This window comes from Sphingomonas sp. BK036 (assembly GCF_004216825.1).
Taxonomy (GTDB): domain Bacteria; phylum Pseudomonadota; class Alphaproteobacteria; order Sphingomonadales; family Sphingomonadaceae; genus Sphingomonas.
Map to the genome: position 1 here is coordinate 536,531 of NZ_SGXR01000003.1, position 19,047 is coordinate 555,577.

The following is a 19,047-nucleotide window of genomic DNA, read 5'->3' on the forward strand; positions in this document are numbered from 1 at the left end:
GGCCGCTGCGAACAGCAGCCCCGCCTTTCGCGTCTTAGTTGGCGCGCGGCACGCCACCGGTCTGGCCGGCAGTCGTGGTCGTCGAGACAGGCTTGGCCGGAACCGGCTTGGCACCCGATGCGATCGACGGACGCACGGCGCCGTTCGAAGCGAGGAAGCCGAGCACGTCGTTCGAGAAGGCCGACAGGTCCTCTGCGATCGACTTGTTGCGGCGCTGCAGCCAGTTGTACGACAGAACGGCAGGAACCGCGACGACCAGACCGAGGGCGGTCATGATCAGGGCTTCACCGACCGGGCCTGCGACCTTGTCGATCGATGCCTGGCCCGATGCGCCGATCTTAACGAGCGCGCGGTAGATGCCGATAACCGTACCGAACAGACCGATGAACGGCGAAACCGAACCGACCGTCGCGAGGAAGGCGAGACCGCCACCCAGCTTCGAGTTGATCGCGGCTTCCGAACGCGCCAGCGAACCGTGCAGCCAGTCATGCGCCTCGACCGGGTCGGTCAGCTTCGAATGCTGCTCCTGAGCGGCCAGACCGTCGTCGACGATCTGCTTGTAGGCCGAGTTCTTCTCGAGCTTGGCCGAACCCTCGCGCAGGCTGTTCGACGACCAGAAGGCCTGACGAACGCGCTTGCCCTGGCCGATGATCTTCTGCTGCTCGAACAGCTTCGAGAACAGGATGTAGAACGACACGACCGACATCAGCACGAGGATGCCGAACACGGTCTGCGAGATCAGGCCGCCTTCGCGGAGTGCTGCCTGCAGGCCGTACGGGTTGGCGTCGGCAGCGGCGGTCCCTGCCGCTGCAAGGATGGTGGTGATCATGGTCGGTTTAGTCCTCTGACTGAATTTTATCTGGTGCGGTTAGGGTAGGTGGGATCAATCCTCTGGAAGGACCCACCGAACGTTCAACTGGTACGACGATGCGATCGGGTTGCCGCTTTCGTCCTTGGCCGGGGTGAAACGCACCTTGGCCTTGGAGATGCGGCACGTCGCGTCATCGAGCGTCGTGTTGCCGCTGCCCGTCGTCACCGTACAGCCGGTCACCCGACCATCCGTACCGATCGTCAGCTTCGCGGATACGCGACCCTGTGCACCCTCGCGCTGCGCCGACGGCGGATAGTTGTCCGCGCCGAAATACTGCCCTGGGTTGCCCTTCAGACCAGCAGCCTGCGACACCCTCGGCGCTGGCGCCGGTGCTGGCGGAGCCGGCGGCGCGGGAGGCGCTGGCGGAGCCGTCGGCTGGCTGAGCGGGATGATGTTCGACGTCTGCAAGGCAGGCGCCGGCTGAGGCGTGACAACCACCGGCGGCGGCGTGACGACCGTGGTCGGCGGCGGCGGCAGGTTTGGCTGGTCAGGTGGCGGCGGCGGGGGCTCGTCGGGCGGAGGCGGCGGCGGTGGCGGCTCCACGTCGAACGTCGTCATCTTTTCTTGGGCCTTTTTCACGTACTGAAACGCGAGGCCCGTGACGAAAGCGTAGCCCAAGGCCGCATGAATCAGCGCGACGATCACGATCGCGACGATTTTGCCTCCGGACATCTTCTGGTCAGTATAGGCCATTCAGAAACGACACTCCCTTAATCTGCCTGCTCCGTACGCATGGTTCGTACTCGGTACGCGACGCATGCGTCTGCCGTTGGCCGGAATAACCACGGGGCAGTCGCCGAGTCCTATCGCCACGTCATGCGACACGCAAACGCTTTGTCGGACGCAACAAACGTACAACCTCGGCATGACAGATTTATTTCTGTATCGTTCAGCTTGGGTCGCGTAGCGTGAAGCCATGAATTCATCGTTACACGTTACGGCTTCGGCCCTTTCGATCGCGCTGCTCGCGCTCCCCGCCTGCGCCGGCGAAATGCCCGTACGCCCCCAGAATTCCTACGCCAACGGCGCCGTTTCGGGTGCCGCCGTACAGCAGGACTCGCTCGCCGGCCCGGGCTATGCGGACATCGCGGATCTGGTTTTGTCGGCACCGGTGATCGCCGATGCGACGGTACGATCGACCGCAAAAATCAAACCGGCCGAAGCGCCGAATCTCGCACCCGGTCTTGTCCGACTATATGTCGAGGTCGATGTGACCGCATTGATCCGGGGCGCGGACGGGCTGCCGCCGCGAATCGGGTATCTGCTCGACGTCGCACCCGATTCGGCGGGTCGGGTGCCCAAATTCAAGAAAGCGCGCGTGCTGCTCTTCGCGCGGCCGGTGGCGGGCGCGGGTAACCAGGTCCAGCTCGTCGCGCCCGATGCGCAGATCGACTGGACGCCGTCGGCGGATGCGCGCGCGCGAAAAATCGCCAAGGATGCGCTGGCGAGCGATGCGCCGCCCGTCATCACCGGGATCGGCAACGCGTTCCATGTCGCGGGCGCGCTGCCAGGCGAAGGCGAGACGCAGATTTTCCTGACGACCGCCGACCAGCGCCCGGTGTCGCTGTCGGTGCTGCGCCGTCCCGGCGAGCAGCCCCGCTGGGCGGTCGCGCTGAGCGAGATCGTCGACGAGTCGGCCGCGCCCCCTGCCCCCGAAACGTTGCTCTGGTACCGGATGGCCTGCGCCTTGCCGCCGACGCTGCCCGAGCGGAGCACCGGCTCACTCGAGGCCGCCGACGCGGCGATCGCGCGCGAGGATTACGCCTTCGTGATCGCCGCGCTCGGCCCCTGCGGGCGCACGCGCAAGATCTAGCAACGCCCCGGCCAGGCCTGCGCCGGGGGAAAGTCGTTCAGCGTTGCCGCTGGTGGATCTCGATCACCTGCCCCGTCGTCGATCGCGCCTGTTCGAGGAACGCGACGGCCGCCTCCACGTCGGCGGCATGAGCGCCCTCCGCCGGAACCACCGCGTTGACGCGAGTCGCCGGCGCCGACTCGATCGCGAGCGGCCCGATCGCGGCCCTCGCCTGCGCCATCGCCAGCGCGTCCAGCGTCGCGGGAATCACCACGACCCGCGAGTCGCCGGTCGCTCCCCGCACCAGCGCGGCGACGTCGCCGCCCGGTTCGAGCGTCAGTCGCACCGAGTCAGCGGCGATGGCGGACGAGCGTCACGCCGATCGCCTCGTCCGCTTCGGCGATCGCCAGCTTCACGATCTTCACCTTCACGCGGAGCACGCGTGCGTCCTGCAGGAACAGCGTCTCGCAGATATGATCCGCGACGCCCTCGATCAGGGTGAAGTGCACGCCCTGCGGCAGCGATGTGGTCGCGGCGTTCTTCAGGTCGAGGTAATTCTTCGACGCCGACAACGGCGTGTCGGGGTCGAACCGCGTCGGACACACCATGTCCACCGTCAGCGAGATCCGCAGCGGCTGCGGCAGGTGAGTCTCCTCCGAATAGATGCCGGTCAGGACCTGCACTTCGAGATCGTGGACTTCGAGTTGAAGACTGTCTTCCATCGCCGCGCCTCTAGCAGACGCGCGGCCAGATGAAAGTCGGGTCTTCGCCGTTCGCACCCGTCCGGTTCTCCTTGCGTTCAGCCTCGCCACGGCTAAAGCGCGCTGCCCCAATATCCGCGCGGCGTCGCCCCGCGGCGCATCCGGGGCAGGAGATGCCGGTGATCACGCTCGTCCCCCTCGATACGATCAACCCGACCGCGGTCGAGATGCTGCTCGATGCCGCGTTCGGTCCGGATCGCTTCACCCGCACCGCGTACAGGATCCGCGGCACCGGCACGCCGCTCGCCGCACTCAGCTTCGCCGCGATCGAGGACGGCGCGCTGGTCGGCTCGATCCAGTGCTGGCCGATCGCGCTGATCGACGATGCGCGCGAGACCCCGCTGGTGATGGTCGGCCCGGTCGCCGTCGCCCCCACGCGCCAGGGCGACGGGATCGGCCGCAGCCTCGTCGAGCAGGCGCTCGACGCCGCGGCGACAAACGGTCTCGACGATGCGCTGATGCTGATCGGCGATCCCGATTATTATGGCCGCTTCTTCGGCTTCTCGGCCGCACGGACCGCGTCCTGGAATGCCCCCGGCCCGGTCGAGCGCCACCGCCTGCTCGCACGCGGTGATGCGGTGCCCGACACGGCCGGCATGCTCGGTCCGCGGATGGCGCAGACGATGCCGGTCACCGCATCCGTATAAGGCACCGCTTTACCTAAGCCCCCTGCCCGCCTAGTCCGCCGCGATGCCCATGGATCCCATCCCCGATATCGCTTCGTTGAGCCTCGCCGAAATCGCCCGCCTGGTCGAGGAGGCGAAACTGCCGCCCGTCGAAAAATGGAATCCGACGCATTGCGGCGACAGCGAGATGCGGATCGCGCGCGACGGCACCTGGTATCATCAGGGCTCGCCGATCGGGCGCCCGGCGATGGTCCGGCTGTTCTCGACGATCCTGCGCCGCGAACCCGATGGCAGCCACGTGCTCGTCACCCCGGTCGAAAAGCTCGACATCGCGGTCGAGGACGCCCCCTTCACCGCGGTCGAGATGAAGGCCGAGGGCAGCGGCCGCGACGCCAGGCTCGCCTTCCGCCTCAACACCGGCGATCTCGTCACCGCAGGCCCCGACCACGCGCTGCGGTTCGTCGAGGATGCCGATGGCCCGCGCCCCTATCTGGTCGTGCGCGGCGGCATGGAAGCGCTGGTCGTTCGCTCGGTCTATTACGAGCTCGCCGAGCGCGCGATCGCCGATGGTGCGACGCCGCCGGGGCTCTGGAGCGACGGCGCGTTCTTCGCGCTTGAGCCGGCCGCACCGGATCTCGCCGCATGATGCTTAAGGACCGGCTGGCGACGGCGCTGGCCAAGGGCGCCGGCGCGCACATGATCCTGCTGACGGGCGACCAGCATGACGGCGATCTCGCCGCGACCGACACGCTGCTTCCCGCGGCGGTGCTGATCGCGGTCACCGACCGTGCCGATCCGGGCGTCATCCTGACGCAGCGCACCGACACGATGAGCCGCCATCCCGGCCAGATCGCGTTTCCCGGCGGCCGGATCGATCCCGGCGAGGACATCGTCACCGCCGCGCTGCGCGAGGCCGAGGAGGAGATCGCGCTGCCGCGCAGCCACGTCACCGTGATCGGGGAGGCGGACAGCTATCGCACCGTCACCGGGTTCCAGGTGACGCCGGTGATCGGCATCATCCCCCCCGACCTGATTTTCACCCCCAGCGAAGCCGAGGTCGCCAGCGTCTTCGAGGTCCCGCTCGCCTTCCTGCTGGACGAGGCGAACCATGTCGAGGCGACGCTCGAATGGCAGGGCCATGACCGGCATTATTACGAGATCATGTGGAACGACCGCCGGATCTGGGGTGCGACCGCGGCGATGATCGTCAACCTCGCGCGCCGCCTGAGGTGGTCTTGATACTCCCGGTCGCGCCGTGGCGCCTGCGTGACGGTCTCGAACCCCTGGCCGAGGTACTGGGCGCGGCGGACGGCGACTCGCGCTTCGTCGGCGGCGCGGTGCGCGACACGCTGCTCGGGATCGACGTCGCCGATGTCGACATCGCCACCCGCCTGCCGCCGCAGGAGGTGATCGAACGCCTGCAGGATGCGCGGATCAAGGCGGTCCCGACCGGCCTCGCGCACGGCACCGTCACCGCGGTCACTCCGGGCGGCCATGTCGAGGTGACGACGCTGCGCCGCGACGTCTCGACCGACGGCCGCCATGCGATCATCGCCTATACCGACGACTGGCGCGAAGACGCCGCGCGCCGCGATTTCACGATGAACGCGCTCTACGCCGATCCGGCGACGGGCGAGATCTTCGATTATTTCGGCGGGCTCGACGATCTCGCGGCGCGGCGGGTGCGCTTCATCGGCGATCCGCTGCAACGGATCGCCGAGGATCACCTGCGCATCCTCCGCTTCTTCCGCTTCCATGCCCGCTTCGGGTCGACGATCGACGAGGCCGGGCTCGACGCCTGCACCGCGCGCGCGAACGACCTGATGGCCTTGTCGCGCGAACGCGTCGCGAGCGAAGTGCTGAAACTGCTCGTCGCGGCCAATGCGGTGCCCGTCGTCGCGCTGATGGTCGAGCGCGGGATCTTCCGCGCCGTGCTGCCCGAGATCGACGCCGCCGGCGCAGACCGTCTCGCACTGCTCGCCGACCGCGAGGCCGCGGCGGGCATCGCCGCGGATCCGATCCGCCGGCTTGCCATGACGATCGCCCCCGCCGCCGCCGAAGCCGTCGGCGCGCGGCTGAAGCTGTCCAACACCGACCGCAAACGCCTGATCGCCGCCACCGCCGGCCCCGGGACCGAAGGCGCCAAGGCGCTCGTCTATCGCGCCGGATCGACCGTCGCGATCGACCGACTGCTGATTGCCGGCGAAGACGTGTCCGCGGTCAGGGACTGGACGCCGCCGGCCTTCCCCTTCTCCGGGGGAGCGTTGGTCGAGCGCGGTCTTCGCAAGGGCCCCGACGTCGCCGCCATGCTGCGCCGGGTCGAAACGCAGTGGATCGTCGAAGGCTTTCCCGATGCCGCCCGCGTCGGCGCGATCGCGGACGAGATGGTGGCCGGCGCGGTGGGCTGATGCGGCGCCGGGTGATGCGCGGTTAAGCGCTCACCCCGGTCCCGATCATCGCGAACGCGGCATCCGCCTCGAGCGGCTTGGCGTAGAAATAGCCCTGCCCATAGGTGCAGCCGAGCGCGGCGAGAGTCTGCGCGAGCTCGTTCGTCTCGATCCCCTCGGCGGTGGTCTTCATGCCCAGCGCCTGCGCCAGGCTTAGGATCGCGCGGACGATCGACACCTTGTCGCGATCCGCGAGCATCCCCGTCACGAAGCTGCGATCGATCTTCAGTATGTCGATCGGCAGCTTCTGGAGATAGGCGAGGTTGGAATAGCCGGTGCCGAAATCGTCCATCGCCAGCGTCGTGCCCAGCGCCTTGAGCGCATGCATCGTCCCCGCGATCCGGTCCGGGTCGGACACGATCGCGCTTTCGGTCAGTTCGAGCGTGAACCGGTCGCCGGTCAGCCCGGTCGAATCGAGCGCGGCACCCAGCACCGGCGCGATCGCGTCGCGCTGCAACTGGATCGCCGACAAATTGACCGCCACCTTGACGCCGCACGGGCCGCCGTATCGCGAATCCCACAGCGCCAGAGTCTGCGCCGCCTCCTCGATCGCCCAGCGACCAAGCGGCACGATCAGCCCCGATTCTTCGGCCACGGGAATGAAATCGGTCGGACAATGGACATTGCCCTGCGGATCGGTCCAGCGTGCCAGCGCTTCGAACGACACGATCCGTCCGGTCGCGAGGTCGCAGATCGGCTGATACGCCAGCCGCAACTCGCGATTCTCGATCGCGCGGCGCAACGCGGTCTCCATGCTGAACTGCGCGCGCGCGATGGCCAGATCCTGCGGCAAATAGCTCTCGGCATGGCCGCTCGCCTTGGCGCGCTTCACCGCGAACTGCGCGTGACGGATCAGTTCGGCGACGTCGTCGGCCTCGTCGGCGCCATAGGCGATCCCGACCGAGCATTCGACGCTGATCTCATAATCGGTCAACCGGAACGGCGTCGTCAGCGTCCGGTGGATCCGCTTGGCCAGCGCATGCGCCTCGTCGCGATCGCCGTCGATCGTCATCAGGATACCGAACTGGTCGCCGCCGAGCCGCGCCAGCGTATCGCGCGTCCGCAGCGCACCCTTGATCCGCCGCGCCACGGTGATCAGCAGCTCATCGCCCGCCAGCGAGCCGAGGCACGAATTCAACCGGCCGAACCGGTCGATATCGATCGCGAGCACGGCCGTCTTGCTGCGGTCCTTGCCCTGCTCGATCAGGTCCTCGAACCCTTCGCGGTTGGGCAGACCGGTCAGGCTGTCGGTGGTCATCTCGCGGCGCAGGCTGCGCTCGGTCTGGATCTGCGACGTCTGGTCGACGAAGCTGATCGTGCAGCGATCATGGAAGGTGGCGAACGCGCGCGCGATCGTGACCCGGTAATAGCGACAGTCGATCGTCTGACCGAACACCCATTCGAAATCGGACCGGATCAGCTGCGATTCGAGGAACGCGATGATCCGCGGGCCGAGATCGGCGATCATCGCCGAGCGCTCCGCGACGACACCGAACCCCGCCAGCCGATAGGCGCGGTTCATCGCGAACAATTCGAACTGCCCGCCGGTCAGCACCAGATGCGCCGCGGGAATGGGGATGAGCTCGAGCGCACGTGCGGCCAGATCGGTCGCAACTAGGGTTTGCTCTATAGCGTCCGGGGCCATCACTGCCATGACCCCGTGCCTAGTTCGTCTTAGTTAAGACGGCCTGAAGGAACCAAAAAGGACGGTAAACTGTCACTTTTTGCCAATTCCCCGGTTTTACAGCGTGCTAAGCGATTTTGTTAGCCGAAACGATTGTCGCGGGGAAAACCGGTCGGCGGCATTCTTCCTGCCGCACCGCGTGCCGCACGCCATGGCCCCAGGTCCGGTTCGGTCCTTGTACGCCCTGTCCCGCCGCCCATCGCCCAGCTCAGCCCGTCGGCAAAGACGAACGTAATCGCATCCGCCAACCCGCCATCGCGGTAGCGCTGCAACTGCAGCCCCTGCCCGCGCGTCATCTCGACCAGCTCGGCAAGCGGGAAGACGAGCATCTTCCGATTGTCGCCGATCGCCGCGACATAGTCGTCGTTCGGCCCGATCGGACGCACGATCTTCAGCTGCGCGCCGGGCCGCGGTGTCATCACCGTCTTGCCCTTGCGCGTCTCGGCGATCACCTCTGCGCTGCTCACCGAGAAGCCACGCCCGTCGGTCGCCACCACCAGCAATTTGGGATGCCGGCTCGCGGGCAGCAGCGCGACGATGCCGATGCTTCCGTCGAGGTCGATCATCGCGCGCACCGGCTCGCCAAAGCCGCGCCCGCCCGGCAGCTTGTCCGCCGCGAGCGTGTAGAACCGCCCGCTTTCCGCGGCAAGCAGCAGCTTGTCGGTCGTCTGCGCATGGAACGCGAACGCAGGGCCATCACCCTCCTTGAACTTCAACGCCTCCGGGCTGGCGAGATCATTGTGCCCCTTCATCGCCCGGATCCAGCCGCGCTGCGACAGGATGACGGTGATCGGTTCGCGCTCGATCATCGCCTCGAGCGGGATGTCGCGCGTCGGCGCGGCCTCCTCGATCGTGGTGCGGCGCTTGCCGAGCACCGTCTCCAGCCCATAGCGATCGCGGATCTTGGCCATGTCGCGCTTCATCCGCGCGCGCTGCTTCTTCGGGTCGGCCAGCAGCGCGGCGAGCGTCGCCTGCTCCTTGTCGAGCTTGTCGCGCTCGGTCTTGATCTCGAACTCTTCGAGCCGCCGCAAGCTGCGCAGCCGCATGTTCAGGATCGCCTCGGCCTGGCGATCGGTCAACGCGAACTCCGCGATCATCACCTTCTTGGGCTCATCCTCGGTACGGATGATCTCGATCACGCGGTCGAGATTCAGATACGCGATCAGATAGCCGTCGAGCAGTTCGACGCGGTCGGCGATCTTCGCCAGCCGATGCTCGGTCCGCCGGCGCAACACGACGAACTGGTGATCGACCCACGCCGCCAGCGCCTCGCGCAAGCTCATCACGCGCGGCGTGCGATCCTTGTCGAGCACGTTGAGGTTGAGGCTCACGCGTGTTTCGAGATCGGTCAGCCGGAACAGCCCGTCCATCAGGATCTGCGGATCGACCGTGCGGCTGCGCGGCTCGAGCACGATGCGGATCTCGGTATCCGATTCGTCACGTACGTCGGCGAGGATCGGCAGCCGCTTGGCGTTGATCAGCTCGGCGATCTGCTCGATCAGCTTGCCTTTCTGCACGCCGTACGGGATCTCGGTAACGATCAGCTGCCAGCCGCCGCCCTTCTCTCGCTCGGTCTCCCAGCGCGCGCGGACGCGGAAACCGCCGCGCCCGGTCGCATAGGATTCGCGGATCACCGCGGGCGGATCGACGACCAGCCCACCGGTCGGGAAGTCCGGCCCCTTCACATGCTCGAGGATCGCGGCATCGTCGGCGTCGGGCGTGTCGATCAGCACGATCGCCGCCTCGAGCAGCTCGGCGGCGTTGTGCGGCGGGATGCTCGTCGCCATCCCGACCGCGATCCCGCTCGCGCCGTTCGCGAGCAGGTTGGGGAACAGCCCCGGGAACAGCTCGGGCTCGTGATCCTCGCCATTATAGGTCGGGCGATACGCGACCGCGTCTTCGTCGAGCCCGTCCATCAGGTCGATCGCGACCTGGGTCAGCCGTGCCTCGGTATAGCGATAGGCGGCCGCGTTATCGCCGTCGATATTGCCGAAATTGCCCTGCCCGTCGACCAGCGGGTATCGCATCGCGAACGACTGCGCCAAGCGCACCATCGCGTCGTAGACCGACTGGTCGCCATGCGGATGATATTTGCCGATCACGTCGCCGACGACGCGCGCGCACTTCTTGTACCCCTGCGCGGGATCGAGTTTCAGCAGCCGCATCGCCCACAACAGGCGGCGATGCACGGGCTTCATCCCGTCGCGTACGTCGGGCAAGGATCGCGCGGTGATCGTCGACAACGCGTAGACCAGATACCGCTCGGAGAGCGCGCTATCGAAGGGGGCGTCGACGATGCTGTCGAAGGGATCTTTGAAGTCGCTGGTTGCCATTGGGAGCAGCAATAGCAGCCGCGCGCGTAACGATCAAAGCATCCCGCGCGCTTTCGTCACCTTTTGTTCTCGTGCCCCCTTCGCGACATGCCCGGCGACCGCCGCCGCAAGCAGCGCCCGGTGCTGCCGCCCGGTCTCGCGCCAGTCGTAGCGCTCGCCATAGGTACGCGTCACGGCGCGATCGGGCAGGTTGGACAGCAGCCGCGCGATCCCGTCGGCGATCGCCGCATCGGAGCGATCCACGGTCAGCACGCCCGCCTCGGGCACGCGGACCACCTCGGGCGATCCCCATACCGGCGTCGCCACCAGCGGCGTTCCGCAGGCGAGCGATTCGAGCAGGACGTTGGCGATCCCCTCGCGGTCCGAACAGCTCGCCGTCGCGTCGGCCGCGGCATATAGATCGGGCAGGCGATGCTGGTCGACATGGCCGAGGAAATCGACGCGTCCGGATACCCCCAGCGTCGCGGCGAGCGCGCGCAACGCCGGCTCGCGCGGGCCATCGCCCGCGATCATCAGCCGCACGTCCGGCAAGGTCGCGATCGCCCGGATCGCGAAGTCGTGGCCCTTCCGGTCGATCAGATGGCCCACGGACAGGATCGTCGGCGCGGCGATCCCCATTCGCGCACGCAGCGCCGCGCGGTCCTGCGGCGGCGAGAACAGGGTCAGGTCGACACCATGCTCGACCACGCACGTCCGGTCCGCGGGCGCCCCCAGCCCGACCAGCGCGTCGCGCAACGCCGCCGCCACCGCGGTCGTCGCGCTGGCCCGCTCGATCGCCGACAGGATCATCCCCCGTTCGAGCCGGTGCTGCGCGATCTGGCTGACGTCGGACCCGAGCGCGCTCATCACGAACGGCCGGTCGAACCACCGCGCGAGCAACCCCGCCGCGACACCGTCGGGATAGAGATAATAAGAATCGATCACGTCGAAATCGAACGTGCGCCGAAGCCGCGCGATCCGGGGGTACAAAGCCGCCGCCATCAGCCACGGCGCCGACGCCATGCCGATCTTCGGGATGACGGGATAGCGCGGATGCGTGATCGGCACCCCGCGCCGGACCGCCATCTTCGGCGCGCTGGCAAAGTCGGCATAGCGCCCGAACCGCGGATGACGGCTCGGAAACCACGGTATCGGCGCCACCACGCGCACCTCGTCGCCGGGCCCGGCGACATGCCCGACACGGTGTTCGATAAATATCCCGTGACGCCGCTGGACAGCATTCGGGTACAGGCTCGACACCACCAATATCTTCATCACGCACCCCCCGTGCCCGCGCTGCGCGCGCAGCTTTTCCCCACGGCCCCCTGGACCGCGGGTTGCACCCTGCGCGTCTTTTACGTCCGTTCTCCCGTCATTTGCGGCAAAATTTGCGGCGCGGCGTCTCCGGACGGGACAGGTCGGCGGCGGTCGGCTAGCGTCTGCGCATGCGCCTATTCCTCGCCGCCGCCCTGCTGCTACCGTTGGCCGTGATGCCGACCCCCGCCGCCGCCGACCTGCTCACCTGGTCCGTGCTCACCGCGCGCGCCAAGCCCGTCGCCGACGCGACGATCGCCTATGGCCCAGACCAGATGCAGAAGGTCGACGTCTGGCTGCCCAAGGGCAAGGGTCCGTTCCCGGTGGTCGTCATGGTGCATGGCGGCTGCTGGACCACCAGCATCGCCGACCGCAGCCTGATGAACTGGGTCGCGGACGATCTGCGCCAGAGCGGAGTCGCGGTCTGGAACATCGACTATCGCGGCGTCGATCGCACCGGCGGCGGCTATCCCGGCACGTTCGCGGATGCGGCACAGGCGACCGACGCGCTCGCGAAGCAGGCACGCAGGTTCAAGCTCGATACGACGCGGGTCACCGCGATCGGCCATTCGGCGGGCGGCCACCTCGCGCTCTGGCTCGCCGCCCGCCCGAAGCTGCCCGCGACCAGCCCAATTTATTCTGCGCATCCGCTCCGTATCGATCATGTCATCAGCCTGGGCGGTCTGCCCGATCTGGAAGCGACCGCGGCCAGCCCCGAAAATGGCTGCGGGGTCGAGGTGGTCACCAAGCTGGTCGGCACGCCCGGCCCACGGCATCCCGACGTCTATGCCGACACGTCCGTCCCCCGCCTCCTCCCGCTTGGCGTGCGCCAGGACCTGATCAACGGCCGCGAAGACCGGATCATCCCCTTCGCCATGGCCACCGACTATGTCGCCAAGGCGGTCGCAGCGGGCGACACCGCCACGCTCCACGTCATCCCCGCCACCGGCCATGTCGAGCTGATCGCCCCCGAGACCGCCGCCTGGGCCGCCGCAAAACGCCTGATCCTCGCAGACCTCGGGAAGACCCAATGACTCTGGAAGACGCCCGCGCGCTCGACGCGACCGACCCGCTCGCCGCCCGCCGCGGTGATTTCGCACTCCCCGAGGGCGTGATCTATCTCGACGGCAACTCGCTCGGCGCGCTGCCCAAGGCGACGCCCGCCGCGCTCGCCGACGTCGCGACGCGCCAATGGGGCGACCGTCTCATCCGCAGCTGGAACGAGGGGTGGATCGACGCCCCCCAGCGGATCGGTGCCAAGATCGCGCCGCTGATCGGCGCCGCCGCCGACTCGGTCATCATCGGCGACACGACCTCGACGCATCTCTTCAAGGCGCTGGTCGCCGCGCTGCGCAGCAACCCGACGCGGCACACGGTCCTCAGCGAAGCCGGCAATTTCCCGACCGACCTCCACATCGCCGAAGGCGCGGTCGGCTGCGTTCCCGGTGCGCGGCTGAAGGTGGTCGCGCGCGAAGACCTGGCCGCCGCGCTCGACGACGACACCGCGGTCCTCCTGCTGACGCACGTCCATTACAAGACGAGCGACCGCTTCGACATGGCCGCATGGACTGCGCGCGCGCACGCCGCCGGCGCGCTCATGCTCTGGGATCTCAGCCACAGCGTCGGCGCGGTGCCGATCGACCTGACCGCCGCCAACGCCGACCTGGCGGTTGGCTGCACCTACAAATACCTCAACGGCGGGCCCGGCGCGCCGGCGTTCCTCTACGTCGCGAAACGCTGGCAGGACTCGCTCGCCAGCCCGCTGTCCGGCTGGATGGGCCACGCCGCGCCGTTCGCGTTCGAGGATGCCTATCGCCCCGCCCCCGGCATGAAGCGCTGGCTTGCCGGCACCCCGGCAATGCTCTCGACCGCCGTGCTCGAAACCGCGCTCGATCTCTGGGCCGATATCGACCAGCACGCGGTCGCCACCAAGAGCGCGCGCCTCTTCGACATCCTCGCCGCCGCCGGCGATGCGCTGGGCCTCGACTGCGTCAGCCCCCGCGACCCCGCCAGGCGCGGCAGCCATATTAGCTTCCGCCATCCACAGGCCTATGCGCTGACCCAGGCGCTGATCGCCCGCGGGGTGATCGGCGACTTCCGCGATCCCGACATCCTCCGCCTCGGCCTCACGCCGCTCTATCTCAGCCATGAGGACGTCTGGCGCGCGGGCGACATCCTGCGCGAGACGATGGAGAGCGAGGCATGGCGCGATCCCGCCTTCGCCGAACGCCTCGCGGTGACGTGAGCGGCGACGGGGTCGTCATCGCAAGTCGGTAGCGCGCCTGCCCAAGCGCTTGTATCGGTGCGCGATGACGCATCCATTCTACGCGATCCATAGTCATGGGCTGATCCGGGTCGCCGCCGCCACGCCGCGCGCCTCGGTCGGGGATACCCGCGCCAATGCCGACGCGACGATCGCGCTGGCCCGCGAGGCGGATGCGCGCGGCGTCGACCTGGTCGTGTTCCCCGAACTGAACCTGACCTCCTACGCGATCGACGACCTGCATCTGCAGACCGCGCAGCAGCGCGCGACGCTGGCCGCGATCGCGACGGTCGTCGCGGCGAGCGCGACACTACGGTCGGTGCTGCTCGTGGGCGCGGCGCTGGTGCGCAACGGACGGTTGTACAATTGCGCGCTGGCGATCGCGCGGGGCACCATCCTCGGCGTGGTGCCCAAGACGTTCCTCCCCAACTACCGCGAATTCTACGAAAAGCGCTGGTTCGCGAGCGGCGCGGGGCTGACCGGGCTGACGATCGCGTTTGGCGGCAAGGACGTGCCCTTCGGTACCGACCTGATCTTCGCCGCGCGCGACCTGCCCGGCTTCGTGTTCCATGCGGAGATCTGCGAGGATTACTGGGCCCCCACCCCGCCCTCGACCGCGGGTGCGCTCGCGGGGGCGCTGATCTGCTGCAACCTGTCCGCCTCCAACATCGTCATCGGCAAGGCGCGCGAGCGGGCGATGCTCGCGGCGGCGCAGTCGGCGCGCGCGGTGTGCGCCTATGTCTATTCGGCCGCGGGGCCGGGCGAGAGCACGACCGAAGTCGCGTGGGACGGTCAGGGCCTGATCCACGAACTCGGCGAACAGATCGCGGAATCGAAGCGGTTCGCGACCGAACCCGAACTCGTCGTCGCCGATGTCGATTGCGAACGGATCACGCAGGAGCGCCTGCGGTTCGGCACGTTCAACGATGCCGCCACGTTCGCCGGCACGCCGGAGACCCGCTTCCGACGGATCGCGTTCGATCACACGCCGGTGCTGGCGGACGGCGGCCTGGAGCGCGCCATCCGCCGCTTCCCGTTCGTCCCCAACGATCCGGCACGCCGCGACGACGATTGCTACGAAGCGTTCAACATCCAGGTAGAGGCGCTGTCGAAGCGACTGGTCGCCGCGCATGCCGAGACGATCGTGATCGGCGTCTCCGGCGGCCTCGACTCGACGCATGCGCTGATCGTCGCGGCCAAGGCGATGGACCGGCTCGGGCGCCCGCGCAGCGCGATCCTCGGCTTCACCATGCCCGGCTTCGCGACGGGCGAAGGGACCAAGGCGAACGCCTGGGCGCTGATGCGCGCGCTCGGCATCAGCGCGGAGGAGATCGACATCCGCCCCGCCGCGCGGCGGATGCTGGAGGATATCGGCCACCCGTTCAGCGACGGCGACCCCGTCTATGACATCACGTTCGAAAATGTGCAGGCGGGTCTGCGCACCGACTATCTCTTCCGCCTCGCCAACCAGCGGCGCGGGATCGTGCTCGGCACGGGCGACCTCAGCGAGATGGCGCTGGGCTGGTGCACCTACGGCGTCGGCGACCAGATGAGCCATTACGCGGTCAACAGCGGCGTGCCCAAGACGCTGATCCAGTTCCTTATCCGCTGGTGCATCCGCACCGACCAGTATGACGCGGCGACCGACGCGATCCTGGCGACGATCCTGGCGCAGGAAATCTCGCCCGAGCTCGTGCCTGCGGGCGCCGATGGCGCGCTGCAGAGCACCGAGTCGATGATCGGCCCCTATGCGCTGAACGATTTCTTCGCGCATTACGTGATCCGCCACGGACTCGCCCCGTCGAAGATCGCGTTCCTCGCCTGGCATGCGTGGCGCGACGCCGACATCGGCGCGTGGCCGCAGGACCTGCCCGCCGATGCGCGCATCGCCTATGACCTGCCGACGATCCGCCACTGGCTGGAGAAGTTCCTCGTCCGCTTCTTTGCGACCAGCCAGTTCAAGCGCTCTGCGATGCCCAACGGACCGAAGGTTTCCGCGGGGGGCGCGCTGTCGCCACGTGGCGACTGGCGGGCACCGTCGGATGGTATCGCAACCGCCTGGATCGAAGAATTGCGGTCAAGCGTTCCCTAGGGTTCGTCGCGCGACCTTGCATAAACTGCGGGCGCGGCGCATTGTGAACATCCTATGACAGTGGCTCCACCGGATGGATCGCGCGATCGCCGGATCGAGATCCCATCTAACCTTTGGCTGATTCACCCGGCAGGCCGTGCGCTTTTGCCGCTGGCTTTGGCGCGTGGAATTTCGGCCAACGCGGTTTCGGTCGCGGGTCTGTGCCTCGGTGGCCTCGCCGCTCTTGCCTATGCGCAGTGGGATAGCTGGGCGCTCGCGCTGGTGGGTCTCGTCCTGTCGGTGGGCTGGCTGATTGCCGACGGACTCGACGGCATGGTCGCACGCGCGACCAAGACCGCGAGCCCGCTGGGGCGGATGCTCGACGGGCTGTGCGATCACGGCGTATTCGCGCTGATCTATATTTCGCTCGCGATCACGATCGACACGCCAGAGGCATGGATCCTTGCGATCGCTGCCGGTTGTGCGCACGCAGTGCAGTCGAACATGTATGAAGGCGAGCGATCGCGCTTCCATCGCCGGCTCAAGGGCATTGCGCTCGATGCGCCCCCGGTGCCGACCGGCAACGCGCTCGTCCGCTTCTATGACGGCGTCGCCGGCAGCATCGACCGCATCGCCATGCCGTTCGAGCGCGCGCTCGGCCAGGCGCTCGATCCGGTCGCGCTGGGTGCCACTTACGGCGCACGTGCCGTCGCGCCGTTGCGCTTCATGGCCTTGCTTACCGCGAATGTCCGGGTATGGGCGATCTTCGTCGCCTGCTTCGCGGGCAACCCACGCATCTTCTGGTGGTTCGAGATCGTCCCTCTGACGCTCGTGGCCATCGTCGGGCTCGTCTGGCACCGTCGTGTCGAGCGGGCCTTCGTTCGTACTACTACGCCGCCGCGACCAAAGACCGCGTCGCGCATGCATCTTTCGTAAGGAACAGGGTCAGTAATGAATAGCATTCGGATTGCCGTGGTCGGCATCGGCAACTGCGCCAGCTCGCTCGTGCAGGGTCTCGAGCATTATCGCGAGGGGGCTAACGACCAGGTCGGCCTGATGCATTTCGACATGGGCGGCTACAAGCCGAGCGACATCAAGGTCGTCGCGGCCTGGGACGTCGATCGTCGCAAGGTCGGCAAGGACGTGTCGGAGGCGATCTTCGCCAAGCCGAACTGCACCGCGGTGTTCGCACCGAACGTCGGCCCGACCGGCACGATCGTGAAGATGGGCAAGAAGCTGGACGGCGTCGCCGACCACATGGCCGACTTCAAGGACGACCGCACGTTCCTGGTCGCCGACGCCGCCGAGCCGAGCCGTGAAGACGTCATCGCCGAGCTGAAGGCATCGGGCGCCGACGTGCTCATGAACTACCTGCCGGTCGGTAGCCAGGAAGCGACCGAATTCTACGCCGACTGCGCGATCGAGGCGGGCGTTGCGTTCGTCAACAACATCCCCGTCTTCATCGCCTCGAACCCGGTCTGGGCGAAGAAGTTCGAAGACGCCGGCGTCGCGATCATCGGCGACGACATCAAGGCGCAGCTCGGCGCGACGATCGTCCACCGCGTGCTGACCGACCTGTTCGCCAAGCGCGGCGTGAAGCTGGATCGCACCTACCAGCTCAACACCGGCGGCAACACCGACTTCCTCAACATGTCGAACCATCGCCGTCTCGAATCGAAGAAGATCTCGAAGACCGAAGCCGTCCAGTCGGTCGCGGCCGAGCGGATGGACGACGACAACGTCCATATCGGCCCGTCGGACTATGTGCCCTGGCAGAACGACAACAAGGTCTGCTTCCTGCGCATGGAAGGCCAGCTGTTCGGCGGCGTGCCGATGAACATCGAGCTGCGTCTCTCGGTCGAGGACAGCCCCAACTCGGCGGGTGTCGCGATCGACATGATCCGCTGCGCCAAGATCGCCAAGGACCGCGGCATCGCCGGCGTCATCGATCCCGCCTCGGCCTATTTCTGCAAGCACCCGCGCACGCAGATGACCGACGATCTCGCGCAGATCGAAGTCGAGCGGTTCATCAAGGCTGCCTGACATGATCGATACGGCTGTTCTCCTCGCCGCCGGGGAAGGCAGCCGCCTTCGCACCTCCGCCCCGTACAAGCCGCTCTGCGCGGTCGCGGGGCGGCCGCTGATCGCGCACGCGCTCGAGGGGCTGGCCGAGGCCGGTTTCGCGCGCGCGATCGTGACGGTCAGCTATGGCCGCGCGGCGATCGAAGCCTATCTCGCCAGCCGGCGCTGGCCGCTCGCGGTCGAGACGGTCCTCGCCGACCACCGCGAACCCAATGGCGTGTCCGTCCTGGCCGCGCGCGAGGCGCTGGCCGGCAGCGAGGCGGTGCTGGCCATGTGCGACCATCTCGTCAGCCCCGCGCTCTATGCCCGCATGGCGGCCGCTGGAGCCGGTGGTGGCCTGCGGCTCGGCATCGACCGGCGGCTCGGGCATGACTGGGTCGATCCCGAGGACGTCACCTGCGTCGCGACCGACGGCGACCGCATCGTCGCGATCGGCAAGGGCCTGGAGCCGCACGACTGCTACGACACCGGCGTCTTCGCGATCGGCCCTGCGCTCTCCGACGCGCTGGCCACGCTCGCCAGCCCCTCACTGACCGAAGGCGTCCGCCTGCTCGCGGCGCAGGGCCTCGCGCGGATCGTGGAGTGCAGCGATATCGACTGGATCGACGTCGACGACGCCCCCGCGCTGGCGAAAGCCGAAGCGTGGATGGCAACCAGGGCCGACGCCGTCGCCGCCTGATCCCGGGCGTTAGAGTTTCCCGCGCCAGCCGATCACCGTTCCAATTTCCGACACCACCCCGGCGAAGGCCGGGGCCCAGTTGGGAGACGGCGGTAACGAAGCGCAGTCCGCCGTTACTGCAACCTCTGCAACTGGGCCCCGGCCT

General features: G+C 67.8%; 18 protein-coding genes. 11 read left to right on the forward strand and 7 right to left on the reverse strand.

What is annotated here, in order from left to right; genetic code table 11:
- Positions 1-34: 34 nt before the first annotated feature.
- Both EV283_RS02585 and EV283_RS02590 read right to left on the reverse strand, forming a co-directional pair.
- Positions 35-829, reverse strand: a complete 795-nt coding sequence (locus tag EV283_RS02585) for a MotA/TolQ/ExbB proton channel family protein (RefSeq protein WP_056411472.1) — start codon at positions 827-829, stop codon at positions 35-37.
- A 54-nt stretch (positions 830-883) separates the two neighbouring features.
- Positions 884-1,564, reverse strand: a complete 681-nt coding sequence (locus tag EV283_RS02590) for an energy transducer TonB (RefSeq protein ID WP_056411474.1) — start codon at positions 1,562-1,564, stop codon at positions 884-886.
- A gap of 223 nt (positions 1,565-1,787) precedes the next feature.
- On the opposite strand from EV283_RS02590, the gene EV283_RS02595 reads away from it, so the two are divergent.
- Positions 1,788-2,684, forward strand: a complete 897-nt coding sequence (locus tag EV283_RS02595) for a hypothetical protein (RefSeq protein ID WP_130322423.1) — start codon at positions 1,788-1,790, stop codon at positions 2,682-2,684.
- A 37-nt stretch (positions 2,685-2,721) separates the two neighbouring features.
- Here the strand turns inward: EV283_RS02595 and EV283_RS02600 are convergent, their stop codons facing one another.
- Both EV283_RS02600 and EV283_RS02605 read right to left on the reverse strand, forming a co-directional pair.
- Positions 2,722-3,009 (reverse strand): Rossmann fold domain-containing protein, encoded by a 288-nt coding sequence (locus EV283_RS02600; protein ID WP_130322425.1) that lies wholly within the window; start codon positions 3,007-3,009, stop codon positions 2,722-2,724.
- A gap of 4 nt (positions 3,010-3,013) precedes the next feature.
- Positions 3,014-3,385, reverse strand: a complete 372-nt coding sequence (locus EV283_RS02605) for a dihydroneopterin aldolase (protein ID WP_056411477.1) — start codon at positions 3,383-3,385, stop codon at positions 3,014-3,016.
- Positions 3,386-3,543: 158 nt separating this feature from the next.
- On the opposite strand from EV283_RS02605, the gene EV283_RS02610 reads away from it, so the two are divergent.
- The 4 genes from EV283_RS02610 to EV283_RS02625 are packed head-to-tail and all read left to right on the forward strand — an operon-like array spanning position 3,544 to position 6,458.
- Complete coding sequence (locus EV283_RS02610) at positions 3,544-4,071, forward strand: N-acetyltransferase (RefSeq protein WP_130322427.1); 528 nt, start codon at positions 3,544-3,546, stop codon at positions 4,069-4,071.
- 43 nt (positions 4,072-4,114) lie between these two features.
- Positions 4,115-4,696, forward strand: coding sequence for a DUF1285 domain-containing protein (locus EV283_RS02615; RefSeq protein WP_130322429.1), 582 nt, complete (start codon positions 4,115-4,117; stop codon positions 4,694-4,696).
- The gene (locus tag EV283_RS02620) at positions 4,693-5,289 is read left to right on the forward strand and encodes a CoA pyrophosphatase (RefSeq protein WP_130322431.1); all 597 of its coding nucleotides are present in this window, start codon (positions 4,693-4,695) and stop codon (positions 5,287-5,289) included. Before EV283_RS02615 ends, EV283_RS02620 begins: the two co-directional genes overlap by 4 nt.
- Positions 5,280-6,458 carry a CCA tRNA nucleotidyltransferase gene (locus EV283_RS02625; protein WP_130322433.1) on the forward strand — a complete coding sequence of 393 codons (1,179 nt, stop codon included), beginning with the start codon at positions 5,280-5,282 and terminating at the stop codon, positions 6,456-6,458. The genes EV283_RS02620 and EV283_RS02625 overlap by 10 nt, the downstream gene beginning before the upstream one ends.
- Positions 6,459-6,480: 22 nt before the next feature.
- On the opposite strand, the gene EV283_RS02630 is transcribed toward EV283_RS02625, so the two are convergent.
- The 3 genes from EV283_RS02630 to EV283_RS02640 all read right to left on the reverse strand — a co-directional run bounded on the left by EV283_RS02630 (position 6,481) and on the right by EV283_RS02640 (position 11,768).
- Positions 6,481-8,142 carry a bifunctional diguanylate cyclase/phosphodiesterase gene (locus EV283_RS02630; RefSeq protein ID WP_242615829.1) on the reverse strand — a complete coding sequence of 554 codons (1,662 nt, stop codon included), beginning with the start codon at positions 8,140-8,142 and terminating at the stop codon, positions 6,481-6,483.
- Between the two features lie 119 nt (positions 8,143-8,261).
- A complete protein-coding gene (parC, locus tag EV283_RS02635; RefSeq protein WP_130322437.1) occupies positions 8,262-10,514 on the reverse strand; it encodes a DNA topoisomerase IV subunit A in 2,253 nt (750 codons plus the stop codon).
- 33 nt (positions 10,515-10,547) lie between these two features.
- Complete coding sequence (locus EV283_RS02640) at positions 10,548-11,768, reverse strand: glycosyltransferase (protein ID WP_130322439.1); 1,221 nt, start codon at positions 11,766-11,768, stop codon at positions 10,548-10,550.
- A gap of 170 nt (positions 11,769-11,938) precedes the next feature.
- Between EV283_RS02640 and EV283_RS02645 the strand changes: the two genes are divergently transcribed.
- From EV283_RS02645 to EV283_RS02670, 6 genes are all read left to right on the forward strand, one after another.
- The gene (locus tag EV283_RS02645; protein ID WP_207223024.1) at positions 11,939-12,841 is read left to right on the forward strand and encodes an alpha/beta hydrolase; all 903 of its coding nucleotides are present in this window, start codon (positions 11,939-11,941) and stop codon (positions 12,839-12,841) included.
- On the forward strand, positions 12,838-14,052 hold the full coding sequence (gene kynU, locus EV283_RS02650; RefSeq protein WP_130322441.1) for a kynureninase: 1,215 nt from the start codon (positions 12,838-12,840) through the stop codon (positions 14,050-14,052). Before EV283_RS02645 ends, kynU begins: the two co-directional genes overlap by 4 nt.
- 64 nt (positions 14,053-14,116) lie before the next feature.
- The gene (locus tag EV283_RS02655; RefSeq protein WP_130322443.1) at positions 14,117-16,162 is read left to right on the forward strand and encodes an NAD(+) synthase; all 2,046 of its coding nucleotides are present in this window, start codon (positions 14,117-14,119) and stop codon (positions 16,160-16,162) included.
- Between the two features lie 156 nt (positions 16,163-16,318).
- Entirely contained in the window at positions 16,319-17,077 is a 759-nt protein-coding gene (locus EV283_RS02660) for a CDP-alcohol phosphatidyltransferase family protein (protein WP_242615753.1), read from the forward strand.
- Between the two features lie 15 nt (positions 17,078-17,092).
- Entirely contained in the window at positions 17,093-18,184 is a 1,092-nt protein-coding gene (locus EV283_RS02665) for an inositol-3-phosphate synthase (RefSeq protein WP_056411497.1), read from the forward strand.
- Between the two features lies 1 nt (position 18,185).
- The gene (locus EV283_RS02670) at positions 18,186-18,902 is read left to right on the forward strand and encodes an NTP transferase domain-containing protein (RefSeq protein ID WP_130322446.1); all 717 of its coding nucleotides are present in this window, start codon (positions 18,186-18,188) and stop codon (positions 18,900-18,902) included.
- The last annotated feature ends 145 nt before the right edge of the window (positions 18,903-19,047 follow it).

What these genes read in the sequence shown, in the direction of transcription:
- EV283_RS02585 (WP_056411472.1), bottom strand. Translation starts at nt 829, where the DNA reads ATGATCACCACCATCCTTGCAGCGGCAGGGACCGCCGCTGCCGACGCC.
- EV283_RS02590 (WP_056411474.1), bottom strand. Translation starts at nt 1,564, where the DNA reads ATGGCCTATACTGACCAGAAGATGTCCGGAGGCAAAATCGTCGCGATC.
- EV283_RS02595 (WP_130322423.1), top strand. Translation starts at nt 1,788, where the DNA reads ATGAATTCATCGTTACACGTTACGGCTTCGGCCCTTTCGATCGCGCTG.
- EV283_RS02605 (WP_056411477.1), bottom strand. Translation starts at nt 3,385, where the DNA reads ATGGAAGACAGTCTTCAACTCGAAGTCCACGATCTCGAAGTGCAGGTC.
- EV283_RS02615 (WP_130322429.1), top strand. Translation starts at nt 4,115, where the DNA reads ATGCCCATGGATCCCATCCCCGATATCGCTTCGTTGAGCCTCGCCGAA.
- EV283_RS02620 (WP_130322431.1), top strand. Translation starts at nt 4,693, where the DNA reads ATGATGCTTAAGGACCGGCTGGCGACGGCGCTGGCCAAGGGCGCCGGC.
- EV283_RS02630 (WP_242615829.1), bottom strand. Translation starts at nt 8,142, where the DNA reads ATGGCCCCGGACGCTATAGAGCAAACCCTAGTTGCGACCGATCTGGCC.
- parC (WP_130322437.1), bottom strand. Translation starts at nt 10,514, where the DNA reads ATGGCAACCAGCGACTTCAAAGATCCCTTCGACAGCATCGTCGACGCC.
- EV283_RS02640 (WP_130322439.1), bottom strand. Translation starts at nt 11,768, where the DNA reads ATGAAGATATTGGTGGTGTCGAGCCTGTACCCGAATGCTGTCCAGCGG.
- EV283_RS02645 (WP_207223024.1), top strand. Translation starts at nt 11,939, where the DNA reads ATGCGCCTATTCCTCGCCGCCGCCCTGCTGCTACCGTTGGCCGTGATG.
- kynU (WP_130322441.1), top strand. Translation starts at nt 12,838, where the DNA reads ATGACTCTGGAAGACGCCCGCGCGCTCGACGCGACCGACCCGCTCGCC.
- EV283_RS02655 (WP_130322443.1), top strand. Translation starts at nt 14,117, where the DNA reads ATGACGCATCCATTCTACGCGATCCATAGTCATGGGCTGATCCGGGTC.
- EV283_RS02665 (WP_056411497.1), top strand. Translation starts at nt 17,093, where the DNA reads ATGAATAGCATTCGGATTGCCGTGGTCGGCATCGGCAACTGCGCCAGC.
- EV283_RS02670 (WP_130322446.1), top strand. Translation starts at nt 18,186, where the DNA reads ATGATCGATACGGCTGTTCTCCTCGCCGCCGGGGAAGGCAGCCGCCTT.